This is a genomic window from Sphingobium sp. VMM (assembly GCF_056790315.1).
On sequence record NZ_JBXGSI010000002.1, the window covers coordinates 174,456 to 196,257 of the forward strand.

General features: G+C 64.8%; 14 protein-coding genes. 5 read left to right on the forward strand and 9 right to left on the reverse strand.

The annotated features are described in order from the left end of the window. Positions 1-275 precede the first annotated feature (275 nt). Genes ACUCV3_RS03440 through ACUCV3_RS03450 form a run of 3 tightly spaced genes read right to left on the reverse strand, consistent with a single transcriptional unit; the run spans position 276 to position 5,765 of the window. Positions 276-2,333: a glycoside hydrolase family 97 protein gene (locus tag ACUCV3_RS03440; protein WP_122928305.1), complete on the reverse strand. Its 2,058-nt coding sequence runs from the start codon at positions 2,331-2,333 to the stop codon at positions 276-278. A 10-nt stretch (positions 2,334-2,343) separates the two neighbouring features. Beyond that, complete coding sequence (locus ACUCV3_RS03445) at positions 2,344-3,945, reverse strand: alpha-glucosidase (RefSeq protein ID WP_122928306.1); 1,602 nt, start codon at positions 3,943-3,945, stop codon at positions 2,344-2,346. Then, positions 3,942-5,765, reverse strand: coding sequence for an alpha-amylase family glycosyl hydrolase (locus tag ACUCV3_RS03450; RefSeq protein ID WP_482240385.1), 1,824 nt, complete (start codon positions 5,763-5,765; stop codon positions 3,942-3,944). Before ACUCV3_RS03450 ends, ACUCV3_RS03445 begins: the two co-directional genes overlap by 4 nt. Positions 5,766-5,923: 158 nt before the next feature. Between ACUCV3_RS03450 and ACUCV3_RS03455 the strand changes: the two genes are divergently transcribed. From ACUCV3_RS03455 to ACUCV3_RS03465, 3 genes are all read left to right on the forward strand, one after another. Beyond that, positions 5,924-6,946 (forward strand): LacI family DNA-binding transcriptional regulator, encoded by a 1,023-nt coding sequence (locus ACUCV3_RS03455; protein WP_010338930.1) that lies wholly within the window; start codon positions 5,924-5,926, stop codon positions 6,944-6,946. 66 nt (positions 6,947-7,012) lie between these two features. Continuing rightward, positions 7,013-7,318, forward strand: coding sequence for a hypothetical protein (locus ACUCV3_RS03460; protein ID WP_164488895.1), 306 nt, complete (start codon positions 7,013-7,015; stop codon positions 7,316-7,318). 231 nt (positions 7,319-7,549) lie between these two features. Further along, positions 7,550-7,876 carry an endonuclease domain-containing protein gene (locus ACUCV3_RS03465; RefSeq protein WP_240626729.1) on the forward strand — a complete coding sequence of 109 codons (327 nt, stop codon included), beginning with the start codon at positions 7,550-7,552 and terminating at the stop codon, positions 7,874-7,876. Between the two features lie 170 nt (positions 7,877-8,046). On the opposite strand, the gene ACUCV3_RS03470 is transcribed toward ACUCV3_RS03465, so the two are convergent. Together ACUCV3_RS03470 and ACUCV3_RS03475 are read right to left on the reverse strand one after the other, a co-directional pair. Beyond that, positions 8,047-10,836, reverse strand: coding sequence for a TonB-dependent receptor (locus ACUCV3_RS03470; protein WP_010338929.1), 2,790 nt, complete (start codon positions 10,834-10,836; stop codon positions 8,047-8,049). A gap of 355 nt (positions 10,837-11,191) precedes the next feature. After that, positions 11,192-11,941 carry a LytTR family DNA-binding domain-containing protein gene (locus ACUCV3_RS03475; RefSeq protein WP_048937669.1) on the reverse strand — a complete coding sequence of 250 codons (750 nt, stop codon included), beginning with the start codon at positions 11,939-11,941 and terminating at the stop codon, positions 11,192-11,194. Positions 11,942-12,178: 237 nt separating this feature from the next. Here ACUCV3_RS03475 and ACUCV3_RS03480 point away from each other — a divergent pair, with 237 nt between their 5' ends. Continuing rightward, positions 12,179-13,831 carry a hypothetical protein gene (locus ACUCV3_RS03480; protein ID WP_482240386.1) on the forward strand — a complete coding sequence of 551 codons (1,653 nt, stop codon included), beginning with the start codon at positions 12,179-12,181 and terminating at the stop codon, positions 13,829-13,831. Positions 13,832-13,846: 15 nt separating this feature from the next. Here the strand turns inward: ACUCV3_RS03480 and ACUCV3_RS03485 are convergent, their stop codons facing one another. Genes ACUCV3_RS03485 through ACUCV3_RS03500 form a run of 4 tightly spaced genes read right to left on the reverse strand, consistent with a single transcriptional unit; the run spans position 13,847 to position 20,224 of the window. Beyond that, on the reverse strand, positions 13,847-14,974 hold the full coding sequence (locus ACUCV3_RS03485) for an ABC transporter permease (protein ID WP_037509166.1): 1,128 nt from the start codon (positions 14,972-14,974) through the stop codon (positions 13,847-13,849). A gap of 5 nt (positions 14,975-14,979) precedes the next feature. Continuing rightward, a complete protein-coding gene (rbbA, locus tag ACUCV3_RS03490) occupies positions 14,980-17,730 on the reverse strand; it encodes a ribosome-associated ATPase/putative transporter RbbA (RefSeq protein ID WP_482240387.1) in 2,751 nt (916 codons plus the stop codon). Further along, positions 17,727-18,818 carry an HlyD family secretion protein gene (locus tag ACUCV3_RS03495; protein WP_278377033.1) on the reverse strand — a complete coding sequence of 364 codons (1,092 nt, stop codon included), beginning with the start codon at positions 18,816-18,818 and terminating at the stop codon, positions 17,727-17,729. Before ACUCV3_RS03495 ends, rbbA begins: the two co-directional genes overlap by 4 nt. After that, positions 18,815-20,224, reverse strand: a complete 1,410-nt coding sequence (locus ACUCV3_RS03500) for an efflux transporter outer membrane subunit (protein ID WP_122928309.1) — start codon at positions 20,222-20,224, stop codon at positions 18,815-18,817. Before ACUCV3_RS03500 ends, ACUCV3_RS03495 begins: the two co-directional genes overlap by 4 nt. Before the next feature lie 302 nt (positions 20,225-20,526). Between ACUCV3_RS03500 and ACUCV3_RS03505 the strand changes: the two genes are divergently transcribed. Next, a complete protein-coding gene (locus ACUCV3_RS03505) occupies positions 20,527-21,789 on the forward strand; it encodes a phospholipase A (protein WP_122928310.1) in 1,263 nt (420 codons plus the stop codon). Positions 21,790-21,802 lie beyond the last annotated feature (13 nt).

Sequence of the window (21,802 nt, forward strand, 5' to 3'; positions counted from 1 at the left end):
CATCCCCATCCTTCGCCTTAACTTCGCACATTTCCCGCACATTTTGATATTAAGTTGCGAGCACCTGATCCTATCGGAAAGTCTGCGTGCATGCGGTCACGCAGCCTATCAAGCGCTGGCGGAATAGGACAGCCGGGGGCTGTTGATCGCGCCCTTCGATCCTGCGTCATCCTGACGAAAGTCAGGATCCATTCGGCGCGACATCTGCGAGCGAGCGCTGAATGGATCCCGGATCAAGTCCGGGATGACGGTAGGAACAGAAGAGGCGTCAGCCTTCACCGCTTGCGCTTGCCGCCGCTGGCGACGAAGCGGATTGCCTGGCCGCCGCCGGGCGCCAGGTCGAGGCTGAGGACGTCGCCCTTCTTCACCTGCTTCTTTTCGATCACGATCGCGTGGCGTGCCTCGGTGCGATAGTCGGCGCCGGGGCCGTCGCGATAGATTTCGGCGGTATAGCTGCGGCCGGCATCGAGGAAGTCGAGCGTGACCTTGGACGAGCGCGCCTGTTCATCGCCGACCGCGCCCAGATACCAGTCGTCGCTGCCCTTCGCCTTGCGCGCGATGGTGACATAGTCGCCGACCTCGCCATTCAAGGCGCGGGTGTCGGACCAGTCAGTCGGCACATCCTTGATGAACTGGAAGGGGCCGGGATATTTGGCGTAATTTTCCGGCGTGTCGGCCGCCATCACGACCGGGGAATAAAGGACGACATAGAGGGCGAGCTGCTTGGCGATGGTCGAGTGGATCGTGCTGCCTTCCGAACCCGACAGGCTGAGCACGCCCGGCGTGAAGTCCATCGGGCCGCCCAGCAACTGGGTGAAGACCAGGTTCGCCTCATGCTCTGGCGGGTTCTTGCCACCGACCCAGGCATTATATTCCATGCCCCGGCCGCCTTCGCGCGCGACCCAGTTGGGATAGGTGCGGCGCAGGCCGGTATCCTTGACCGGTTCATGGCTGTCGATGCTGACATGATATTTGGCGGCGGCCTGCACGACGCGCAGATAATGGTTCACCATCCACTGGCCTTCATGCCATTCGCGATGCTTCGCGCCATCGGCGTCGACCCGCTCGATCTGGCCGGCATCGGTGACATAGCCGGTCTTCACCACCTGCTCGCCATGGTCGGCCGCCCATTTGAAGGCACTGTCGAGCTGACCGTCATAATGGCTGGCCGATCCGCCCGTTTCATGATGGCCGATCAGGGTGACGCCCTTGGATTTCGCATAGGCGGCAAGGCCATCGGCGTCGAAGTCCTCGGTCGGCTGCGAGAAGTTCATTGCATTGCCGTTGCCGAACCAGTTGCCGTCCCAGCCGACATTCCAGCCCTCGACCAGCACGGCAGGGATGCCGCTGGCGGCGGCGAAATCGATATAGCGGCGGACATTGGCGGTGGTGGCGCCATGTTTGGGACCGCGCGCCCAGCTCCATTCGCCCTTGATCATGTTCCACCAGACGCCGACGAATTTGCCCGGCTTGATCCAGCTTGAAACGTCGCCGAGCTTGTTGGGCTCGTTCAAGTTCAGGATCATGTGATTCATGTAGAGGCCGGCGGCATTGTCGGCGACGGCAATGGTGCGCCAGGGGGTGGAGAAGCCGGCGTCGCGCGACACTTTGGGGGCGCCCGCCCCCGGCGTCAGATCGGCGCGGAAGGTGTTGCCCTCGGCGCGGGCGAGATTCATGCCCGCATAATCGACCAGCGCGGCCTCATGCAGGGCGACATGGGTGCCGTCGGCCAGCTTCACCGTCATCACCGTCTGGGCGGTGCCGACCGCGTCGAGCGGGGTGCGGTTGTAGAGATATTCCTCGCGGTTCCACTCATAGGCGGGCTTCCACCAGGCCGTGCCGCCCTGCGCGAAGGCGAACTGGGTCAGTTCCTCGGCAATGTTGGCGTGATGGAGATTGGCCTGATCGGGCAGGCTGTAGCGGAAGGCGACGCCATCATCGAACAGGCGGAAGGTCACGTCCATCTCGCGCTGGAGATCGCCCTTCTCGCGGAAGACCAGCGTCAACTCATTATGATGGTCGCGGATCCTGGTCCATTCGCCCCAGGGCTGCGTCCAACTGGTGTCGCTGCTCGCCTGCTTGCTATCGGCCAGCGTCAGGTTGCGCTCGATCTTGGGCGCGTCGGTGAACATGAAGCCCAAACGGGAATCGGCGATCAGCGGCTTGCCATTGCGCTGCACGGCATAGCTGGGGCGCCCCTCGCCATCGAGGCTGATGGTGAGGGTGATATGGCCGTCGGGCGAGGCGGCTTTGGCCACCACATCGGCGCGCGCGGCGGTGGGCGCGAGCGCCAGGGCAATGAGCGGGAGAGCGAGCGCGGTCAGTCGCGTCATGGGAACGTCCTTAAACTTGGAAGGCGGCGACGAGGCCGGATGCGGGGGCGAAATTCCAGTCGGCGATGCTGCCGGTCGACAGTTCGACCTGCCAGCGGTCCGCATCGGCCGGGCGCCAGGCGACGGGGCTGGTGCCGAGGTTGAAGACGCAGAGGCGCTGCTGCCCGTCCTGCGTCCGTTCAAAGGCGAGCAGATCGTCCGGCGTATCGAGAAAGGTGATCGTGCCGCTGCGCAGCGCCGGGGTGGCGTTGCGCAGGGCCAGCACCTCGCGCGTCCAGTGGAGCAGCGAGGCGGGGTCGGCTTCCTGCGCGTCGACGGCGAGCGGGCGATGCGCCTCCCCCACCGGCAGCCAGGGCTTGGCATCGGAAAAACCGAGCCACGGGGCCGCGCCGGTCCAGGGCATGGGTGTGCGGGCGCCGTCGCGCGACAGGGTCAGCGGCCAGTTGGCGATCGCTTCGGGATCCTGCAGATCCTCGAACGCGATATCGACCTGCGGCAGGCCCAGTTCCTCGCCATAATAGAGGAAGATATTGCCGCGCAGGCAGGCCAGCAGCAGCATCTTCATCCGGCAATAGGCATGGGCGTCGATGTCGCCGGCCCATCGCGAGACGGCACGCGGCGCGTCATGATTTTCGAACGCCCAGCTCGGCCAGCCAATCCCCTGCTCCGCCGGCCAGCGCGTCAGCGCGTCTTTGAGGAACGGCGCGGTCAATTTGGGCGCGTAGAGGAAGTCGAAGCCATAAGCGGTGTTGAGGCGATGATCGCCCTGGGTGAAGGCCTTCATCTCCGCATCGCTGTCATCCCCGCCGACTTCGGCGACGGTGAAGCGATCGGGATATTCGTCGAACACCGAACGCACCTTTTCCAGGAACAGCGGAATGTCCGGGTGGCTCTGGCTGTAGCGCTTGATCTGGAAATCATAGGGGCGCGTGCGGATGCGACCGTCTTCGGGCGCGGGCGGATTGTCGCGCAGTTGCGGGTCGGGCATCGAATGGTTGATCGCATCGATGCGGAAGCCGTCGACGCCGCGGTCGAGCCAGAAGCGGACAATATCCAGCACCGCCGCCTGCACCTTTCCATTGTGCAGGTTGATCTGTGGCTGCTCCTTCAGGAAATTGTGCATATAATATTGGCCGCGCCGCGCGTCCCAGGTCCAGGCCGGGCCGCCGAACACCGACTGCCAGTTGTTGGGCGGCGTGCCGTCGGGCTTGGCATCGGCCCAGACATACCAGTCGGCGTGGTCGTTCTGGCGGCTGGAGCGGCTTTCGATGAACCAGGGATGTTCGTCGGAGGTATGGGCCCAGACCTGATCGACGATGATGCGCAGGCCGAGGTCATGGGCGCGGGCGATCAGCGCATCGAAATCGGCGAGTGTGCCGAAGATCGGATCGACATCGCAATAATCCGACACGTCATAGCCGAAGTCGCGCATCGGGCTCTTGAAGAAGGGCGAGAGCCAGATGGCGTCGACGCCGAGCGAGGCGACATAGGGAAGATGGGCGGTGATGCCGGCCAGATCGCCGATGCCGTCACCATTGGAGTCGGCGAAGCTGCGCGGGTAGATCTGGTAGATGGTGGCGCCGCGCCACCAGGGGGTCAGTGCGTCGGTCATTGCGGATTAGCGCTCCGTACAGCGCAGACGCTGTAGCCAAGGGGAGGAAGGTCGAGGGAGAGGCTGCCGGGCGCGGACGCGCGCGGGGCACAGGCCGCGCCGGCAAGGGTGTCGAAGGCGGTGGAGGCTATATCCACCTGGACCTGCGCCCTGATCGGCGCGGTCGATGTGTTGAAGGCGATCAGATATTCCGCGCCCGTATCGGGATCGAAGCGGGAGACGGCGAACAGGCCGGGTTCGTCGCCGCGCGCCCGGATCGTTTCGCTGCCCCGGCGCAACGCGGCATGGCCAGTGCGCAGGCGGGCGAGCGCCGCGATCTCGCGATAGAGCGGATGGGCAGGATCGAAGCGCGCGGTGGCGGTGGTGGCAGTGCTGCCGAGCAGGCGATTGTCGTTATAGCTCGCCACCTGGCTGCCGAACATATCCTCGCGCGCGTCCTGATCGCCGCCATCGCCGACGAAACCCTGTTCATCGCCATAATAGATGGTCGGCACGCCGCGCAGCGTCAGCAGCATGGCGTTGGCGAGCATCACCCGGCGCAGCACCTCGTCCTCGCCGGCCTGCGGGAAGGCGCGGCGGACGAAGGTGGCGAAACGGCCGGCATCATGATTGCTGACGAAAGTGGGCAACTGGCGCGCAGTGGCGGCGCCACCCTGATAGAGGGCGTCGCCGGTCAGCATGCGTTCCCAGGTCGCGGTCGCCGCCTTGCCCGCGACGGTTTCCAGCGCGGCCTGGCGGAAGGCGAAGTCGAGCACGGCGGGAAAGCCGCCTTCGCGGGTGTGCCAGGCGAGCGGGCCGGCATCGACCGTCTCGACATAGACTTCGCCGAAGACATGGAAATTGGGGATGCCCCGCGCCTTGGCCCGCGCCTGCATGGCGGGGACGAACTGCTGCCAGAAATGCGGGTCGACATGGCGGGCGGTGTCGATGCGGAAGCCGTCAATGCCGAAGCGGTCGATCCAGCCGCCGAAAATGTCGATCATGCCGGCGATCACGCGCGGATGTTCGGTCATGAGATCGTCGAGCCCGGCAAAGTCGCCCATGGTCGCGCTCTCGCCCGAATAGGTCGTCTCGCCGCGATTATGATAATAGCGCACATCGTTGAGCCAGGCCGGGTTCTTCACCGCCTGCTCGCCCTTCGGCACGAAGGGGGTATAGGCATAGGCCGGGTCGGTGAGCTTGCCGAAATTGGCGGCGCTATGATCGGCGTCGCCGGCAAAGCCCGGATTGATCGCCGGGCCGGCCACGCCGCCGCGGCGCTGATAGGGATAGTCGGCGCGCGAGCGATAGGGACAGGGCCGGTCGGCGCATTCGCGATATTGGATCACGTCGGCCGTATGGTTGGCGATGATGTCCATATAGACTTTCATCCCCCGGCCATGGGCGGCCTTCACCAGCGCAGCGAAATCCGCGTCGGTGCCGAAATGCGGATCGACATGCTCGAAATCGGTGATCCAGTAGCCGTGATAGCCGGCACTTTCCTGGCCCTTGGGGCCCTGCACCGGCTTGTTGCGGAAGATCGGGCCGACCCAGATGGCGGTGGCGCCCAGCTCCTGAATATAGTCGAGCCGGCGGATCAGCCCCTGGATATCGCCGCCATGGTAGAAGCCCTTGGACGCGGGATCATAGCCGGTCTGGAGCCGGTCGCCCTTGAGGCCGCCCTTGTCATTGGCCCGATCGGCATTGTCGAACCGGTCGGGCAGGACGAAATAGATGACTTCATCTTCGGGCAAGCGGGCGCGAAAGCCGTCATCCTGTGCCATCGCCGGAGCGGGAAGCGCGCAGAGCGCAGCCAGCAGCATTGCCGTTCGTCCGCGCATGGCCTTCATCCCTCCCATTGCCGCTTGTGCCCGATTGCCGCGGCTTGGCCCCTTCTTAGTCGGCGGGGACAGGGCGGGCCAAGGGAGCGGCATACGTATTCAGACCGGTTTCAAACCCTTCTATTCCCAATGGAGACTCGCTGGCGTAGGGTCGCGCCATGGCCGCCAACGACAAAGTGACATCCTTCGACATCGCCACGCTGGCCGGCGTGTCCCAGCCGACCGTGTCGCGCGCGCTGCGCGGCGACAAGACGGTGAGCGAGGCGACGCGGCTGCGGGTCGAGGCGATCGCCCGGCAGCTCAATTACACGGTGGACAAGAATGCATCCTCGCTGCGGCGGGGCAAGAGCAATACGCTGGCTCTTTTGTTCTTCGAGGATCTGCTGCCCGACGAAAGCTGGATCAACCCCTTCTTCCTGTCGATGCTGGGGCCGATCCTGCAGACCTGCGCCAAGCGCGGCTATGATCTGCTGACCAGTTTCCAGCAGTTGTCGACCGACTGGCATGTCGATTATGAGGATAGCCGCAAGGCCGACGGCATCATCCTGCTGGGCTATGGCGACTATGAAATCTATCGCACCCGGCTGGAGCAGCTGGTGGCGCAGGGCACGCATTTCGTGCGCTGGGGGTCGGTCGACCAGCATGCGCTGGGGATGACGATCGGCTGCGACAACCGGCGCGGCGGGCGCGATGCGGGCGCGCATCTGATCGCGCGCGGATGCAGCCGGATCGCCTTTCTGGGCGACGCATCGAGCCATTATCCCGAATTTCGCGACCGTTATGCCGGCCTGTCCGACGTGCTGCGCGAGGCCGGCCATGCGGTCGACCCCGGCCTGCATGTCGATGCGCTGTCGACCGAACAGTCGGGTTATGAGGCGGCGAGCCGCCTGATCGCGCGCGGCGTGACGTTCGACGCGATCTTCGCCGGGTCCGACCTGATCGCGATCGGCGCGATGCGGGCGCTGGACGAACATGGGCTGTCAGTGCCGGGCGACGTCGCCCTCATCGGCTTCGACGATATCCCTGCCGCCAGCCTGACGCGGCAGCCGCTGACCACCGTGGCGCAGGATTATCTGCGGGCGGGTGAGGTGCTGGTCGACGCGCTGATCGGCCAGATCGACCGCAAGCCGGTGACGCCGACGCTGCTGGCGCCCCGGCTGATCACGCGGATGACGGCTTAGGGCCTGAGTATCGTGCGATCATCTACCGCATCCTCCATTCGGTCGCTTGCTCTGCTTCCCCTGAGGATGGTCGGTTTCTTCGTCATCGTTCCTGTAGCCTTGGTCCTCAAGCTGGCATTGCTTCCTTTCGAAAAGCCGGCCGAACGATCTCCGCAGGAGGTCGCCACATATCTTCGGGATTTCCTCGAAGGTAAGGGCGGCTCTGGTGATTGGGATTATTTCACATCTACCGAAATAGCTGATCCACGATTGAACGATATCCGCGGGCGTGCCGCAAACCTCAATCTGCCATTTGGCGAGGAAGAGGAGGCCCTTCTGGAAGAACTTATCAGGGAAGTTATGGAAATTGTGGCCGAGGAAGCCGCGTCCTGAAACGGATTCATTCGACTTTTCGTTTTGGGAGTGTCGAATGGACCCCAGATCAATTTTGGGTGACATTGCCTTATAGTAACCACGCGCTTCCCTCCCCTCCCTCTCAGGGAGGGGTTGGGGGTGGGTAGGCGAGCGGAGCGAGCCTTGCTAGCTTGGCCTCATGCGCCGCGTTCCTGAACATATGACGGCCAATGCCCGCGCGCTGCGCAACGGCCAGACCGATGCGGAGCGGTGATCTGGTTGCGCATATCCCGCTATCGCCCGCGCTTCACGAGGCAGTTGGTCATCGGCCCCTATATTGTCGATCTGGCATGCCGTTCGGCGAAACTGGCGATCGAGTTCGATGGGAGCCAGCATCTGGATGCGCAGGCCTATGACGAACGTCGCTCCCTGTTTCTAAGGGGACAGGGCTGGACGATGTTGCGCTTCTGGAATGGCGACGTAATCGAGAATCCGGATGGTGTGGTGGAGGCTATCTTGAACAGGGCCACCGAGTGCCTCGGCGGTACCCACCCCCAACCCCTCCCTGGAAGGGAGGGGAGGAAGAAGAGCGGCTGAGTCCATGCCCTCCTCCCTCCAAAGAAAAACGGACCGCCCTCCCCTCTAAGGGGTGGCGGTCCGGGGAGGGGGATTACCCGCGTGCAGTCGGGCAATCCGGGGAGGAATTTCAGAACTTGCCCGACCGGCGCAAAGGCCGGTCAGAACTTGCCCGATCGGCCGCAGGCCGATCAGAACTTGTAGGTCAGGCCCAGATAATAATCGCGGCCGTAGCGCTGATAGTCGATGACCTGGCGCTTATCGCCATTCTGATACGTGACGAAGGGCTGGTCGGTGAGGTTCTTGCCCTGCAGCAGGATCGACAGGCCGGTGAGCGGCCCCGACTGGAATTCATAGCCGATCTGCGCGTCGAGAATGCCCTCTGCCTTGGCGGTGCGGAAGGTCGGCGCGGCCGAGAGGCCGGCGACTTCGCCCAGGAAGGAGGAGCGATAGCGATAGGAGACGCGCGCCTGGAAACCGCTCTTTTCATAATAAGCGGTGCCGCTGGCGACCCATTTGGACAGGCCCGGCAGGGTGACGACATCGGTCGGGTTGCTGCCATATTTGACTTCGCTGTGGGTGTAGGAACCGCTGGCGAAGATGCCGAAGCCGTCGAGCGTTTCGCTGAATACCTTGAACGGCAGCGAGACGGTGCCTTCCGCCCCCATGATCGTGCCCTTGCCGGTGTTGGCCGGGGCCTTCAGCAGGCCGATATAGCTGCCGTCGGCGATGATCTGGTTGCGGATGTCGGCAGGCAGCGAGGCCAGCACGTCCGAGAAATCATAGGCGATATTGTTGTTGGGATCGACGAAGTCGGTCAGATTCTTGAAATAGCCCGCGAGCGAGACATAGCCGCCGCCCGGAAAATATTTCTCGATCGACAGGTCGATATTGGTCGACTGATAGGGACGCAGCGCGATGTTGCCGCCATTCGAGCTGAACGGGCTATATTGCGGGTCGGAGCCGAGGCCGACATTGGCCAGGTTGAAATTATATTCCTGGTTGATCCGTTCCTGGTCCATACGCGGACGCACCATGGTCTGGGCCGCGCCCATCTTCACGAAGAAGCCGGGTTCCAGCTCGACCGAGAACTGCGCGCTGGGCAGGAAATTGGTGAAGCTTTCCTTGCCCGAGGCCGGGACGACGGTGACGACGCCGTTGGAGAAGTTGGAGATGGTGCCGGTCGATGCCTGGCGGGTGTGGATCACCTGCACGCCGATCGCGCCCTTGAGCGGCTTGCCGCCCAGATCGCCATCCAGCGTCATCTTGGCATAGCCGGTGAAGACATCTTCCTTCACGACATTGTCGCGCACCAGCGACGAGGGGCGATTGTCGAACACGGCGTCGAGCGTGTTGTTGTAGAGATAGAGCGGATCGAGCGTCAGCATCGCCGGCACGCCCAGATAGTCGAGCGAGACATTCTTGCCGAGCAGTGCCTCCTGCGGCACCGGCGCCGAGCCGGGCGTGCCATTGGCGATGGTGCAGTCCGTGCCGCCGGTGGGGCAGAGGAAATAGCTGGTATAGGCGCTGGTCTTCTTGCGCCGGCTGTAATTGCCGCCGACTTCCCAGTTGCTGAAGATGCTGCCCGAAATGTCACCGACCAGGTTGGCGCGGAACGACTTCATGTCGTCGATGAACTTGGGCCGGTTGAGGAAGCCCGCCTGCACGACGGCGGTGGTGCCGTTATAGCCCCAGCCATTGGGGTCGGTCAGGCTGATGACGTTGGTGTCGGTATAGTCGAGCGTCGGCACGATGCTGAACAGGCCGTTAGACTGGCGCTCGACGCGCACCGTGTCGGACACGCCCGACCGCAGATAGCCGGTGCCCGAATAGGTTTCGAGCAGGAAGTCGGTGCGCTTAGCGCGCGACCAGCTGGCGTCGACATTGAGCTTGAGCCGATCGTTCAGGCGGATGTCGTTGTTCCAGCCGAGCGAAATGGTGTCGGCCTTGCGCTTGTTATAGTCGTTGCGCTGAACGCCATAGACGTTGGAGAAGGTGGCGCCGGTGACGAAGCCATTTTCGACCGTCACGTCGCTGACGCCGACGTCCGTGCCCCAGACGAGCGGAAATTCGATGCCGCGCAGCCGCTGTTCTTCCTCGAAATGCGAGGCGAGGACGTCGAAGGTCGAGTGAAAATTATCGCTCGGCTGCCATTCCAGCGTACCGACCATGCCATAGCGCTTGAGCAGGTTCGACTGCACATAGGGCTTGGCGCCGCCGATGATCAGATTGCCGTCGGCATCGGTGGGATAGCCCCAGGCGTTGAAGCGCTCATTCTGCGACGGGGTCTGCGAGGCGGCGAAGCCCAGCGACAGGCCCAGCGTGTCGTCGGCGAACTGATCGACATAGGTGGCCGAGGCGCGATAGCCATAGCGTTCGCCATCGGGATTGAGCTTGTCCATGCCATTCATCTGGCCGCGCAGCGACACGGCGAGGATGCGGTCATTCTTGTCGAGCGGACGCAGCATGCGCAGGTCGACCGTGCCGGAAATGCCGGCGGCGATCAGCGCGGCGTCGGCGCTCTTGTACACATTGACGTTCTGGAAGAATTCCGAGGGATACTGGTCATATTCGACGCCGCGATTGTCGCCGACGGTGACCTGTTCGCGGCCATTGAGCAGGGTGGTCGAGAAGTCCGGGCCAAGGCCGCGGATCGACAGGCGCTGGTCGCGGCCTTCGAGGCGCTGGGCGGTGACGCCGGGCAGACGGGCGAGCGAGTCCGCGATCGACACGTCGGGCAGCTTGCCGACATCTTCGGCCGAGATGGAATCGACGATCAGCACGGAATCGCGCTTCACCTTGGCGGCGGAGGCGAGCGAGGCGCGGATGCCGGTGACGACGATGCCTTCGGATTCGCCGGCGGCGGGTGCGGCGGGCGTCGCGGTTTCGGCGTCGGTCTGCGCATGGGCGACCGCGGCGAACGAGAAGGAAGCCCCTGCCAGCAGCGCAGCGCGCAGGACGGTATGACGGAATTGATGCATGACAGTGATCCTCCCCAGGACGCATCTTGAGCGTTTCTTGCCGACATGTGTCGGTCTGGTTCAAATAGCGCCGCCCCCGACCCTCTGCACAGATTCCAGCATACGTATTCAGCCATATTCACGACATGCCCGGTTACCGTAGGGGAAATGGCCGAAATAGCGGGTTCAGCCGTGCGATAGGGCCGATGGCATGGGCGCGGCCGACGACAAAAATATGCGGCTGATGCTTGAAAGCCACGCGCACTTTCCTAGATTGGTCCTGTCACTCTTCCCCCCTTTGGAGTGACACCTCCCTGAACCTGGCCCCGTCGTCGAGCTTGCTCCGGCGGGGTTTTCTTTTGCCCGCCAGAGCGGGTCAGGACGCGGGCAGGAAGCCGGCGCGTTGCAGCCGGGCGACCGAATCGCGCGCGACGGGGACGCTGAGCCCGCCATCCAGGGTGATGAGCCAGCTGCGCCCGGCGGGATCGCAGCGCAGGATGGCGCGATGGGCGATCCACCAGCTGCGATGCACCTGTGCCCCGGCCACCCCCTCCATCTCCGCAATCGCGTCGCGCAACCGCATCAGCAGCAATTCGCTGCCGCCTGCGCCATGGACGCGGACATAATGATCCTCGCTCTGCAGCGCCAGGATCGGCCCGGCAAATCCGGCCGACAGGCGATGGCGCAGGGCGGGTTCGGCCGGGGATGTGGCGGCGGCGCCTTCGGGGTGCGGGGCATCGGCGGGCGGCGGCAGGATACCTCGCTGGGCCAGCCGCCGGTCGGTCTGTTCGGCCCAGTGGGTGACGACCAGCACGGTGAGCGCGCAGAGGAAGGAAAAGGGCAGCAGGCCGGTAAAGCCGTCCAGGTCGCGAAAGGCGGTGCGGCCGACATTGCGCCAGAGGAAGGCCAGCGGCACGACGCAGAGCGACACGCCGGAAAAGACGGTGATCGACACCGAAAGGTCGATCCGCAGCGCCAGCCGGCGCAGCAGCCAGATCACCGGCCGGACGAGGATATAGGCCCCCATCAGCAGCAGCCACCAATGGCCGATCCGCCCCGGCAGACCGTCGCGCATATAGGTGCCGAACGGCCCCATGAAGCCGATGATGCCGGCCAGCAGCAGCATCGCCCACAGCTCCAGCAAGATGCGTCGGTTGAAAATCGGCTGTTCCCCTCTCCGTCCCGCTTGTCGCCCTGCCCGTTCGCGAAGCGCCGGCTGGAAAATGCCCGGTTTTGCGGGACATTGGCAAGCCCCCTTTCCGCGTAACGGATTGGCGCTTGCCGGCCGGCGGGCTGGTGCCATCAGCAGGGTGGACGGCCGCCCGGTGCCCCTGGGCCAAGGCCGAGACGAGGAGAGAATTTGGTGACCAAGCCCCCTTCCCGCCGGCTGCCCATGTTGGCGATGCTGCCCATCCTGATCGGCGGACTGGCGCTGGATGGCAGGCCGACCCTGGCCCGGCCTGGGGCGCAAGGCGCGCTGTTCGGCCAGCCGGTGATCCGCACCCTGCCATTGCCCGCCGACATGCGGCCGCAAAGCGCCACCTACACGCCGTCGGGCCGGATATTGCTGACCTATGCCCGGCCAGGCGAGAGCGATCCGCGGCAGATCAACCTCGCCATCATGGACGATGATGGCAGCCATATCCGCCCGATCTTCAGCGGGACGATTCCCGCCCGGCCGAAGGATAATGGCATCCGCTACATGGTGTTTGCCGACAATAAGCGCATCTTCCTGGGCGATTTCGTGATCGAATGCCCGACCAGCCTGGACGATTGCACGCAGGCGCAACTGGTGCCCGTCACCTATCCGCCGCAGGTGGCCGATGGCGCGCATATCTGGCATCGCTGGTCGGAAATGGTGGTGGCGCCGGACAATCGCCATATCGCCTGGACGACCCTGCTCGCCAATTATTCCGCCGCCGTGCTGACCGGCGAACTGACGCGCGGCCCGGACGGCTATGTCGTCACCCGGCCGCAGATCATCAGCAGCAGCGATCCCTTTCGCCCCGATCCGGCCCATGCCGATGGCGTCATCCCGGCGCCGATCCGCGGCGGCGAGGTGAAGCAGTTCGTCCATGGCGGCAGCGCCCTGTCGCTGGTCGGCGCGGTGAAGCGCGACCTGCCCGATTCGGTAGTGATGGACCTGATGAGCGGCAAGGTGACGCCGATCACCGACACGCCGGGCTATACCGAAACGACGATCTTCTCGCCGGACGAGCGGTTGGGCATGGTGATGACCACCCGCTTTTCGCAGACCGACCCGGCGATATTGGGGCTGATGCCCCGCCCCTATCCCGACAGCCTGAACATGGGGCTGAGCATGTTCGCCTATACCTATGCCGTCACCGGCGTGCGCACGGCGCGGCCGGGCAATGTCGGGCCGGCGCTGATCGACATCGCCCGGTCGCAGCGCGAGGATGGCTATCTGGGCGCGAACCTCAGCAGCCAGGCCGACTGGGTGTTTCATTCGCCCATGTCCTGGCATCCCGACAGCCGCCGGGCGACCTGGATCGAGGGGCTGCGCGGCAGCGAGACCAAGCGGGTCCAGATCGTCACCCTGCCCGAATACAAGGCCGGGCCGGCGGTCGCCCCGCGCGCCGTGCCCGACAGCCTGCCCTATGGCGATAGCGACCTGTCCACCCTGCCGGCGCTGGCGGGCAAGAGCCAGAATATAGACGTGAAGGTCTATGGCCGGCGGTCGGGCCATATCCTCTATCGGCGCACGAGCGGCGCCATCGAGAAAATCTATGTCAATTTCAGCAACGACGGGAAGCAGGTCTATAGCGGGCGCGAGACGACGCAGATCAACATGCGCGGCCAGTCCAGCTACGAAGCGGATATCCGCCTGACCGGCCCCCGCCCCGGCGTCATGAAGCTGCAGATGACGTTCGGACCGCTGGGCGGCCCCAAGCCCGCCGCGATCGACTTCACGCCCCAAGCCGATGGCCAGCCGCACAGCCGGGGCTTTGCCGAATATGGCGGCCGGCGCCTGAGCGTGGACCGGCTGGCGCCGTGAAGAGCGGCCGGACGATCAGGCCATGGCGCTGATCGTCCGGCGGAAGCGGGTGAGTGCGATCAGGAAGAAGGCGACGCCGATCGCGGCGGTGGCGGCGAATTGCGGCCAGACGACGCCGATGCCGGCGCCCCGGAACAGGATCGCCTGACCCAGTTCGACGAAATGGGTGGTCGGCGCGAACAGCATCACATCCTGCACCAGCTTGGGCATGGATTCGCGCGGGGTGGTGCCGCCCGACAGCATCTGCAGCGGCAGCAGGACAAGGATCATCAGCATGCCGAATTGCGGCATGTTGCGCGCCAGCGTCGCGAGGAAAATGCCCATCGAGGTCGTGGAGAACAGCACCAGCGCAGCGCCCGCGAAGAAGAGCGCCAGCGATCCGGCGACGGGCACGTGCATCAGCCCCTGCACCACCAGGTTGATCGACAGAGACGAGGCGAGCAGCACGACCAGCCCCATCGACCAGACCTTTGACAGCATGATCTCGAACGGGGTGACCGGCATCACCAGCAGATGCTCGATCGTGCCATGTTCCCGCTCGCGGATCAGCGCCGCGCCGGTCAGGATGATCGACAGCATCGCGATCTGGTTGATGATCTGTGCCAGCGCACCGAACCAGGTATGGTTGAGCGTCGGGTTGAAGCGCGCCCGCACCGCCAGGTCGACCTTGGGCACGCTGTTGGCGCGATAGCGGTTGACGAATTCATTCACCTCGGCGGTCGCGATCTGCTGCACATAGCTGCTGCCCGAGAAAGCCTGGCTCATGCGCGTGGCGTCGGTGTTGAGCTGGATTTCCGCCGTCCGGCCGGCCAGCACGTCGCGCTGGAAGCCATGGGGTATGTGGAGGACGAAGGTGAAATCGCCCGCGTCCATGCCCGGATCGATCTGCGCCGGCGCAATCATCCGGGGCAGCGTGAATTGCGGCGGATAAAAAGCGGCGACGATCCGCTGTGACAGCGGCGATTCATCCTCATCGACGATTGCGATGGCTGCATTGTGCAGCGTTTCCGGCTTGGAATTGGCCGAGGTATAGATGGAGACGGTGAAGACGAACAGGATCAGCACCAGCATGATCGGGTCGCGCCACAGGCTCCACAGCTCCTTTACGCCCAGCCGGTAGATGTTGGAAATCGTCGCCAGCATCGACGTCAGGCCTCCTGCTTTTTGAGCAGCATGATCGCGATCCCGACGATCAGCGGCGCGGAAATGGCGAGCGGCAGGAAGGAGCCGGCCAGGTCCGAAAAGCCCAGCGCCTTGGCAAAGACGCCGCGGCTGATGGTGAACATGTGGCTGGCAGGATAGATGTCGCCGATGATCCGCGCGCTGCCCTCCATCGAGGAGACGGGGTCGGTCATGCCGCCATAGGTGGTGGCCGGGATCATCGTGCCGATCATCGCCAGGAACATCGCGGCGATCTGGCTGCGCGTCACGGCCGAGGCGAGCAGGCCCATGCCGGTCGCAGTGACGCAATAGATGGCGGCGGCCAGCAGCAGGGTCGGGAAGCTGCCCTTCACCGGCACGCCGAAGATGAAGATCGCCATCAGCACCATCAGGAGGAAGTTGACAAGCGCCAGCACGACATAGGGAAGCTGCTTGCCGAGCAGGAATTCGCTGCGGCTGACCGGCGTCACATAGAGGTTGATGATCGACCCGATCTCCTTTTCGCGCACCACCGCCAGCGCGGTCAGCATCGCCGGCAGCATGAGCAGCAGCAGCGGGATGACGATCGGCACCATCGCCGGCAGGCTCTGCACATCGGGGTTGTAGCGATAGCGGTTCTCGATCGAGAAGCTGCTGCCGACCGCGCTGCCGCGCGCGGCGGCCTGCTGGCTCAGCCAATGCTGATGCAGCCCCTGGATATAGCCCTGCACGGTTTCGGCGCGCTGCGGATTGGCGCCGTCGAACCAGGCGCCGACCGTGACCTGGCGCCCGGCCGCGATATCCCGGCCAAAGCCCGGCGGAATCTCGATCACCAGCGCCAGTTCGCCATCCTTCATACGCCGGTCGAGATCATCATAATCGCGGATCGGCGCATGTTCGACGAAATAGGAGGAGCCGGAAATGTCGAGCGCATAATTCTGGCTGAGGATGCTGTTGTCGCGATCCAGCACGGCATAGTTCAGCTCGTTGATGTCGGTGGTCATGCCGAAGCCGATCACCAGCATCAGGATCAGCGAACCGATCAGCGCGAGCGTCGCACGGACCGGATCGCGCTGCAGTTCCAGCGTCTCGCGCCAGGCATAGGTGAGCGCGCGTTGCGGGCTGAAGCCGCGCCTTATCGTGCCATGTTCCGCCTGGGCCATGTCCTTGAGCGCGCTTTCCTCGTCGGGCGGGCGGGTGTCGCCGCCGGCATCGACCAGATAGCCGATGAAGGCCTGTTCCAGATCAGGGGCGCCGCGCTTCTCGATCAGGCGCGCGGGCGCATCGCTGTCCAGCACATGGCCGGCATGCATCATCGACATGCGATCGCAGCGCATCGCTTCGTTCATGAAATGGGTGGAGATGAAGATCGTGACCTTGTCGCGGCGCGACAGCTCCGCCAGCAATCGCCAGAAGCCGTCGCGCGCCACCGGATCGACGCCGGAGGTCGGCTCGTCCAGGATCAGCAGTTCCGGCTTGTGGACCATCGCCACCGCAAGGCTGAGGCGCTGGCGGATGCCGAGCGGCAGGCTGTCGGGCAGTTCCTCCATCACCGGGCCAAGATCGAACCGAGCGGCCATTTCCGCGACGCGGGCGGGAATATCCTCGCGCGCGACATGGAAGAGATGAGCGTGAAATTCCAGATTCTGGCGGACGGTGAGTTCGGTGTAGAGCGAGAAGGCCTGGCTCATATAGCCGACCCGCTTGCGCGTGGACATGTCGTCCGGGTCCACTGCATTGCCGAACAGCCAGGCCTTGCCCTCGGTCGCGGGCAAGAGGCCGGTCAGCATCTTCATGGTGGTCGACTTGCCGCAGCCATTGGACCCCAGAAAGCCGAATATCTCGCCCCGGCGAATGCGGAAGCTGACATGATCGACCGCGGTGAAATCGCCAAAGCGCATGGTCAGGCCCTGCGCCTCGATCGCGATGTCATCCTCGCTGGCTTCGAGCGGCGGGATGATGACCGGCTCATGACCGCGCTTCTTCTCCTCGGGCAGCAGCGCGATGAAGGCTTCCTCCAGCGAACTGGTGCGGGTGCGCGCGAAAATCTCGGCCGGGGTGCCGGTGTCGAGGATCTGCCCGTCATCCATCGCCACCAGCCAGTCGAAACGCTGCGCCTCGTCCATGTAAGCGGTGGCTACGATGACGCTCATCTGCGCCTGGGTCTGGCGAATGTCGTTGATGAGATCCCAGAATTGGGCGCGGGCCAGCGGATCGACGCCGGTGGTCGGCTCGTCCAGGATCAACAGGTCGGGATCATGGATCAGCGCACAGCACAGGCCGAGCTTCTGCTTCATGCCGCCCGACAGCTTGCCCGCCGGCCTGGCAAGGAACGGGTCAAGGCCGGTCGCGCGGGTGAGCGCATCGATCCGCCGTCGCCGCTCCGCCCCGTCATGGCCGAACAGGCGGCCGAAAAACTGCAGATTCTCCTCGACCGACAGGGTGGGATAGAGATTCTTGCCCAGCCCCTGCGGCATATAGGCGATGCGCGGGCAGACATCGCTGCGATGGCGCTTGTCGCGCATGTCGCCGCCCAGCACATGGACATCGCCATCCTGGATGACATGGGCACCGGCGACGAGGGAGAGCAGGCTGGACTTGCCCACGCCATCGGGTCCGATCAGGCCGATCATCCGCCCACCCGGTATGTCGAGATCGATGCCGCGCAGCGCCTGCGTCTTGCCATAATGGAGGCGGACGCCGGACAGGCGGACGACCGGATCGACCGTTGGCGCGCCGATGGGGGCGGGCTGGTTCACTGGACCGCCCGCGATCCTTCGGGAAGGGCGCGGACCGCGAGCGAGGCGGGCCAGGCAACGCCCGGATTGATCCGGACATAGGCCATGCCGGGCAGGCCGGTCTTCACCTGGGCGATATGCTTGCGCAGCAGCGCCGGATCGATCCGGGCTTTGACCCGGAACATCATCTTCTCGCGCTCGCTCTGGGTTTCCACCGTCTTGGGTGTGAACTGGGCGACGTCGGCGACGAAGCTGATCCGCGCCGGGATCGGATAGTCGGGGATGGCATCGAGCACGATCCGCGCCTCGCTGCCGATGGCGACACGGCCGGCGGCGGTGGCAGGCAGGAAGAAGCTGATCGTCACGTCGGACAGGTCGACCAGGCTCAGCACCCGGCCACCGGCCGTCACCACCTCGCCGGGCTGGGCGACGCGATACTGGACGCGGCCGTCGCGTGGCGCGCGCAGGCTGCTGTCGTTGATGTCCGCCTCGATCCGCTGGATGGTGGCACGGCCGGCCTCCGCGCGGGATCGCGATCCGATCACCTGGTTGCGGGCATTGGTGATGGCGACCTCTGCCGAGGCAAGCTGGGCACGGGCCGCCTCCACGGCGGCGGCGGCGCCTTCGGTCTGGGCGGCGTCGTCATCGCGTTCCTGCACTGCGGTCGCGCCTTCGCGGGCCAGGGTTTCGGACCGGGCGAGGCGCTTGCGCGAGGCGTTGAGTTCGGCGATGCGCTGGCGCACCACGGCCTGGGCCGCGGCCTTCTCGCTCTCGCGCTGGGCGACCTGGGTCTGAGCGACGAGGACGGCATTCTGCGCCTCTGCCAGTTGCGCAACGGCCTCGGTCCGCTGTGCGTCCAGCACGTCGACATCCATATGGGCAACGATCTCGCCGGCCTTCACCAGCTGCCCCTCATCCGCGACGATATCCTTGATCCGCCCGGCGGATTTGGAGGCGACGTCGATCTCGGTCGCTTCCAGCCGGCCATTGCCGCCGACAATGCCTTCGGGCAGGCCGGCCGGCTTCAGCAACGTCCAGAGCAGGAAGGCGATGCCGGCCACCGCCGCCACGATCAGCCCCCTGACGATCCAGCGCTTGCTCATGCTCATGGTTCCCCCTGGTTCCCGGACGGGGCGGCCGCGATGCCGCGATTGACCACAAAGCCGCCGCCCAGGGCGGCATAAAGGCTGACGATGCTGGAGAGTTCCCCCCGGCGAAGCTGGACCAGCGCCTGTTCCGCATCGAACAGGTCGCGCTGGGCATCCAGTACTTCCAGATAGGTGGAGCGGCCATTGTCGAACCGCAACTGGGCGAGGCGCGCGCGTTCCCGCTGGGCATCGACCAGCTGGCGCGTGGTGCCGATCTGCAGGGCGATCTGGCGCCGCCGGACCAGCGCGTCGGACACGTCGCGAAAGGCCGACTGGATCGTCTTTTCATAAGTAGCGACGGCCTCGTCCCGGCGCGCCTGCGCCACGTCCAAATTGCCCTTCAGCCGGCCGGCGTTGAACAGGGGCAGTCGGATCGTCGGCGAAAAGCTCCACACCTCGCTATTGCCGCCGAACAGGCCGTCGAGGTCCGGGCTGGTCGTGCCATAGGCGCCGGTCAGGCTGATATTGGGGAAGAAGGCGGCGCGGGCAGCGCCGATATTGGCATTGGCGGCGCGCAGCTGATGCTCGGCCGCGACGATGTCGGGCCGGTTGGTGAGCAGTTCGGACGGCAGGCCGGCGGGCACCTGATAATCGCCGCCCGGTCCGGCCAGCCGCAACGATCCGGGCGCGATCTCCACCGGCTGGCCGACCAACAGCGCCAGCGCGTTGCGATTGACCGCGCGGTCGAGGTTCAGCACATGCATGGTGGTATCCGCCTGCGCCAGCAGCACCTGGGACTGGGCCAGGTCCAGCTTCGACCCCGACCCCACCTCATAGCGGCGGCGCATGATCCGCAGCGTTTCCTGCCGGGTGGTGATCGACTGCTGGGTAAGGGCGGCACGCTCCTCATATTCGCGCTCCAGCAGATAGCCGAGCGCCACCTGCGCGATCAGGTCGGTCGCGACCGCCCGGCGCGATTCCTCGGACGCCAGAAACTGTTCGCGGGCGGCCTCCTTCAGATTGCGCAGCCGGCCCCAGAAATCGATTTCCCAGCTGGCGCTGAGTTGGGCGGTGATCGATTTCACGTCGACGATCTGGTCGCCGATCACCGGCAGGCTGTAGAAGGCCTGACCGCGCGTGCCCGTCGCCACCACATCGAGCTGGGGATAGAGCGAGGCACCCTCGATCCGCCAGGCGCCGCGCGCCTGCGCCACGCGGGCGGCGGCGATGCGAATGTCGCGATTATTGGCCAGCGCCTGGGCGACCAAGGCGCGCAATTCGGGATCAGGGAAAACCTGCTCCCAGTCGCGCCCGGCCAGCGAGCCGCCTTCGGGCGTCGCTACGGCATAGCTGTCGGGCACCGGCAGGGATGGCTGGACATAATCGGGTACAAAGGAACAACCGGCCAAGTAAAGAGCCAGAAACATCGCCAAAGCTTCAGGGAAAACCCTCCCCAACGAGCCATGATCTATCGCAAAATCGGAATTGCCAAGCGACACCAAGCACCCCTTTTCGAGCAACATGGACCCGTATTCAATCGATATAGCATCGACCGATTTCATCTATTCTCGATTTTGTGAGACATGATGTTTCAAAACACCACAAAGACTCACGAACAACTTATACCTTTAATATATTTGTGTTTATCGACCACAACCAGTATCGTCAATCGCACCTGACCTGACCGCTCGCGCCGTTGCGAGGGGCGCAACGCGACAAGGGACGCAGGATGATCCACAACCGCCGCGCGCAACCACGACGCTTGCCTGCCCCCTGGTCGAGCCTGGCATGGCTGCTGGTTGGCCTGTCGCCTTCTTTTGCGACAAGCGCCCTGGCCGGGGAACCCGTAGAAACCCTGATAGGGCGGATCGCCCTGCCCGATGACCAGAATATGGCGAGCGTGGAGCTGCGCTTCCTCAACATGGGCGCGGCGCCCGCCACCATGCCGCTGCCCGACCGGGTCGAGGCGCTGGTGGAACAGGATGGCGCCGCGCGCCGGCTGTGGCTGCGCCGGGCGCCGGGCGTGCCGGAGACGGTGGAGATTGCGCCGGGCGGCTTTGCCCAGGCGCGCTATCAACTGGCCGCAAGCGACATGGCCGAGGGGACGTTGCTGTCGATCCCGGCCTGGAATTCGCCGCAGGTTGCGCTGCATGGCGCGGCTGCCTCGCGGATGGCGGCCGCTTCGCCGGTGCCTGTCCCACCGCCGCCGCCGCCGCCCGGAACCCCGGTGCCGCCGCCGGTCGCGCCGCCGGCCGATCGCAGCGCCGGCAATGCCTTCATCGGCAATCTGGCGCCCTATGAGCCGATCTATGCGGTCTATGGCCCCGGCACCAATACCGATGCCCGGTTGCAGTTGAGCTTCGAATATCGACTGTTCGGGTCGCGCGATGCCGCGCACCTGCCCAGTTCCTGGCGGGACGGCCTGCATTTCGCCTATACCCAGCGCATGTTCTGGGATCTGGGCGCCAATTCCATGCCCTTCCGCAACATCGATTATCAGCCAGAGATCATCTATGTGACGCCGACCCGGATGCTGAAGAACGGCATGTCGCTGGCGCTGCAGGGCGGGCTTCGGCACGAATCCAACGGCCGGGACGGCGATGCGTCGCGCAGCATCAACAGCTTCTATGTCGCGCCAATGGCGGCCTTCTCGCTGGGCGAGGAACGGCGGCTGCTGGTGGCACCGCGCCTGACCTTCTATGTCGGCGACAAGTCCGACAATCCCGATATCGTCCGCTATCGCGGCCATGCCGGCCTGTTCCTGCAGGTCGGCGATGATGACGGGCTGCGCCTGTCGACCAACAGCCGATTCAATTTCGGATCGGGCAAGGGCGCGATCAACGCCGACCTGTCCTATCCGCTGCCGCGTCTGCTGGGCGGCGGCCCCGATCTCTATTTGTTCGCTCAGGGATTTGCCGGATATGGCGAGAACCTATTGGACTATAATCGTTCCATAACAAGATTGCGGATCGGCTTCGCGCTGGTGCGCTGACCGCCGGGTGGCT

Bases quoted from the DNA above. Each gene is read 5' to 3' on its own strand.
- ACUCV3_RS03470 (WP_010338929.1), bottom strand. From the start codon at position 10,836: ATGCATCAATTCCGTCATACCGTCCTGCGCGCTGCGCTGCTGGCAGGG.
- ACUCV3_RS03505 (WP_122928310.1), top strand. From the start codon at position 20,527: ATGATCCACAACCGCCGCGCGCAACCACGACGCTTGCCTGCCCCCTGG.
- ACUCV3_RS03485 (WP_037509166.1), bottom strand. From the start codon at position 14,974: ATGCTGGCGACGATTTCCAACATCTACCGGCTGGGCGTAAAGGAGCTG.
- ACUCV3_RS03460 (WP_164488895.1), top strand. From the start codon at position 7,013: ATGGTCGGTTTCTTCGTCATCGTTCCTGTAGCCTTGGTCCTCAAGCTG.
- ACUCV3_RS03475 (WP_048937669.1), bottom strand. From the start codon at position 11,941: ATGCTGCTGCTGGCCGGCATCATCGGCTTCATGGGGCCGTTCGGCACC.
- ACUCV3_RS03500 (WP_122928309.1), bottom strand. From the start codon at position 20,224: ATGTTTCTGGCTCTTTACTTGGCCGGTTGTTCCTTTGTACCCGATTAT.
- ACUCV3_RS03495 (WP_278377033.1), bottom strand. From the start codon at position 18,818: ATGAGCATGAGCAAGCGCTGGATCGTCAGGGGGCTGATCGTGGCGGCG.
- ACUCV3_RS03450 (WP_482240385.1), bottom strand. From the start codon at position 5,765: ATGCGCGGACGAACGGCAATGCTGCTGGCTGCGCTCTGCGCGCTTCCC.
- ACUCV3_RS03445 (WP_122928306.1), bottom strand. From the start codon at position 3,945: ATGACCGACGCACTGACCCCCTGGTGGCGCGGCGCCACCATCTACCAG.
- ACUCV3_RS03455 (WP_010338930.1), top strand. From the start codon at position 5,924: ATGGCCGCCAACGACAAAGTGACATCCTTCGACATCGCCACGCTGGCC.
- ACUCV3_RS03440 (WP_122928305.1), bottom strand. From the start codon at position 2,333: ATGACGCGACTGACCGCGCTCGCTCTCCCGCTCATTGCCCTGGCGCTC.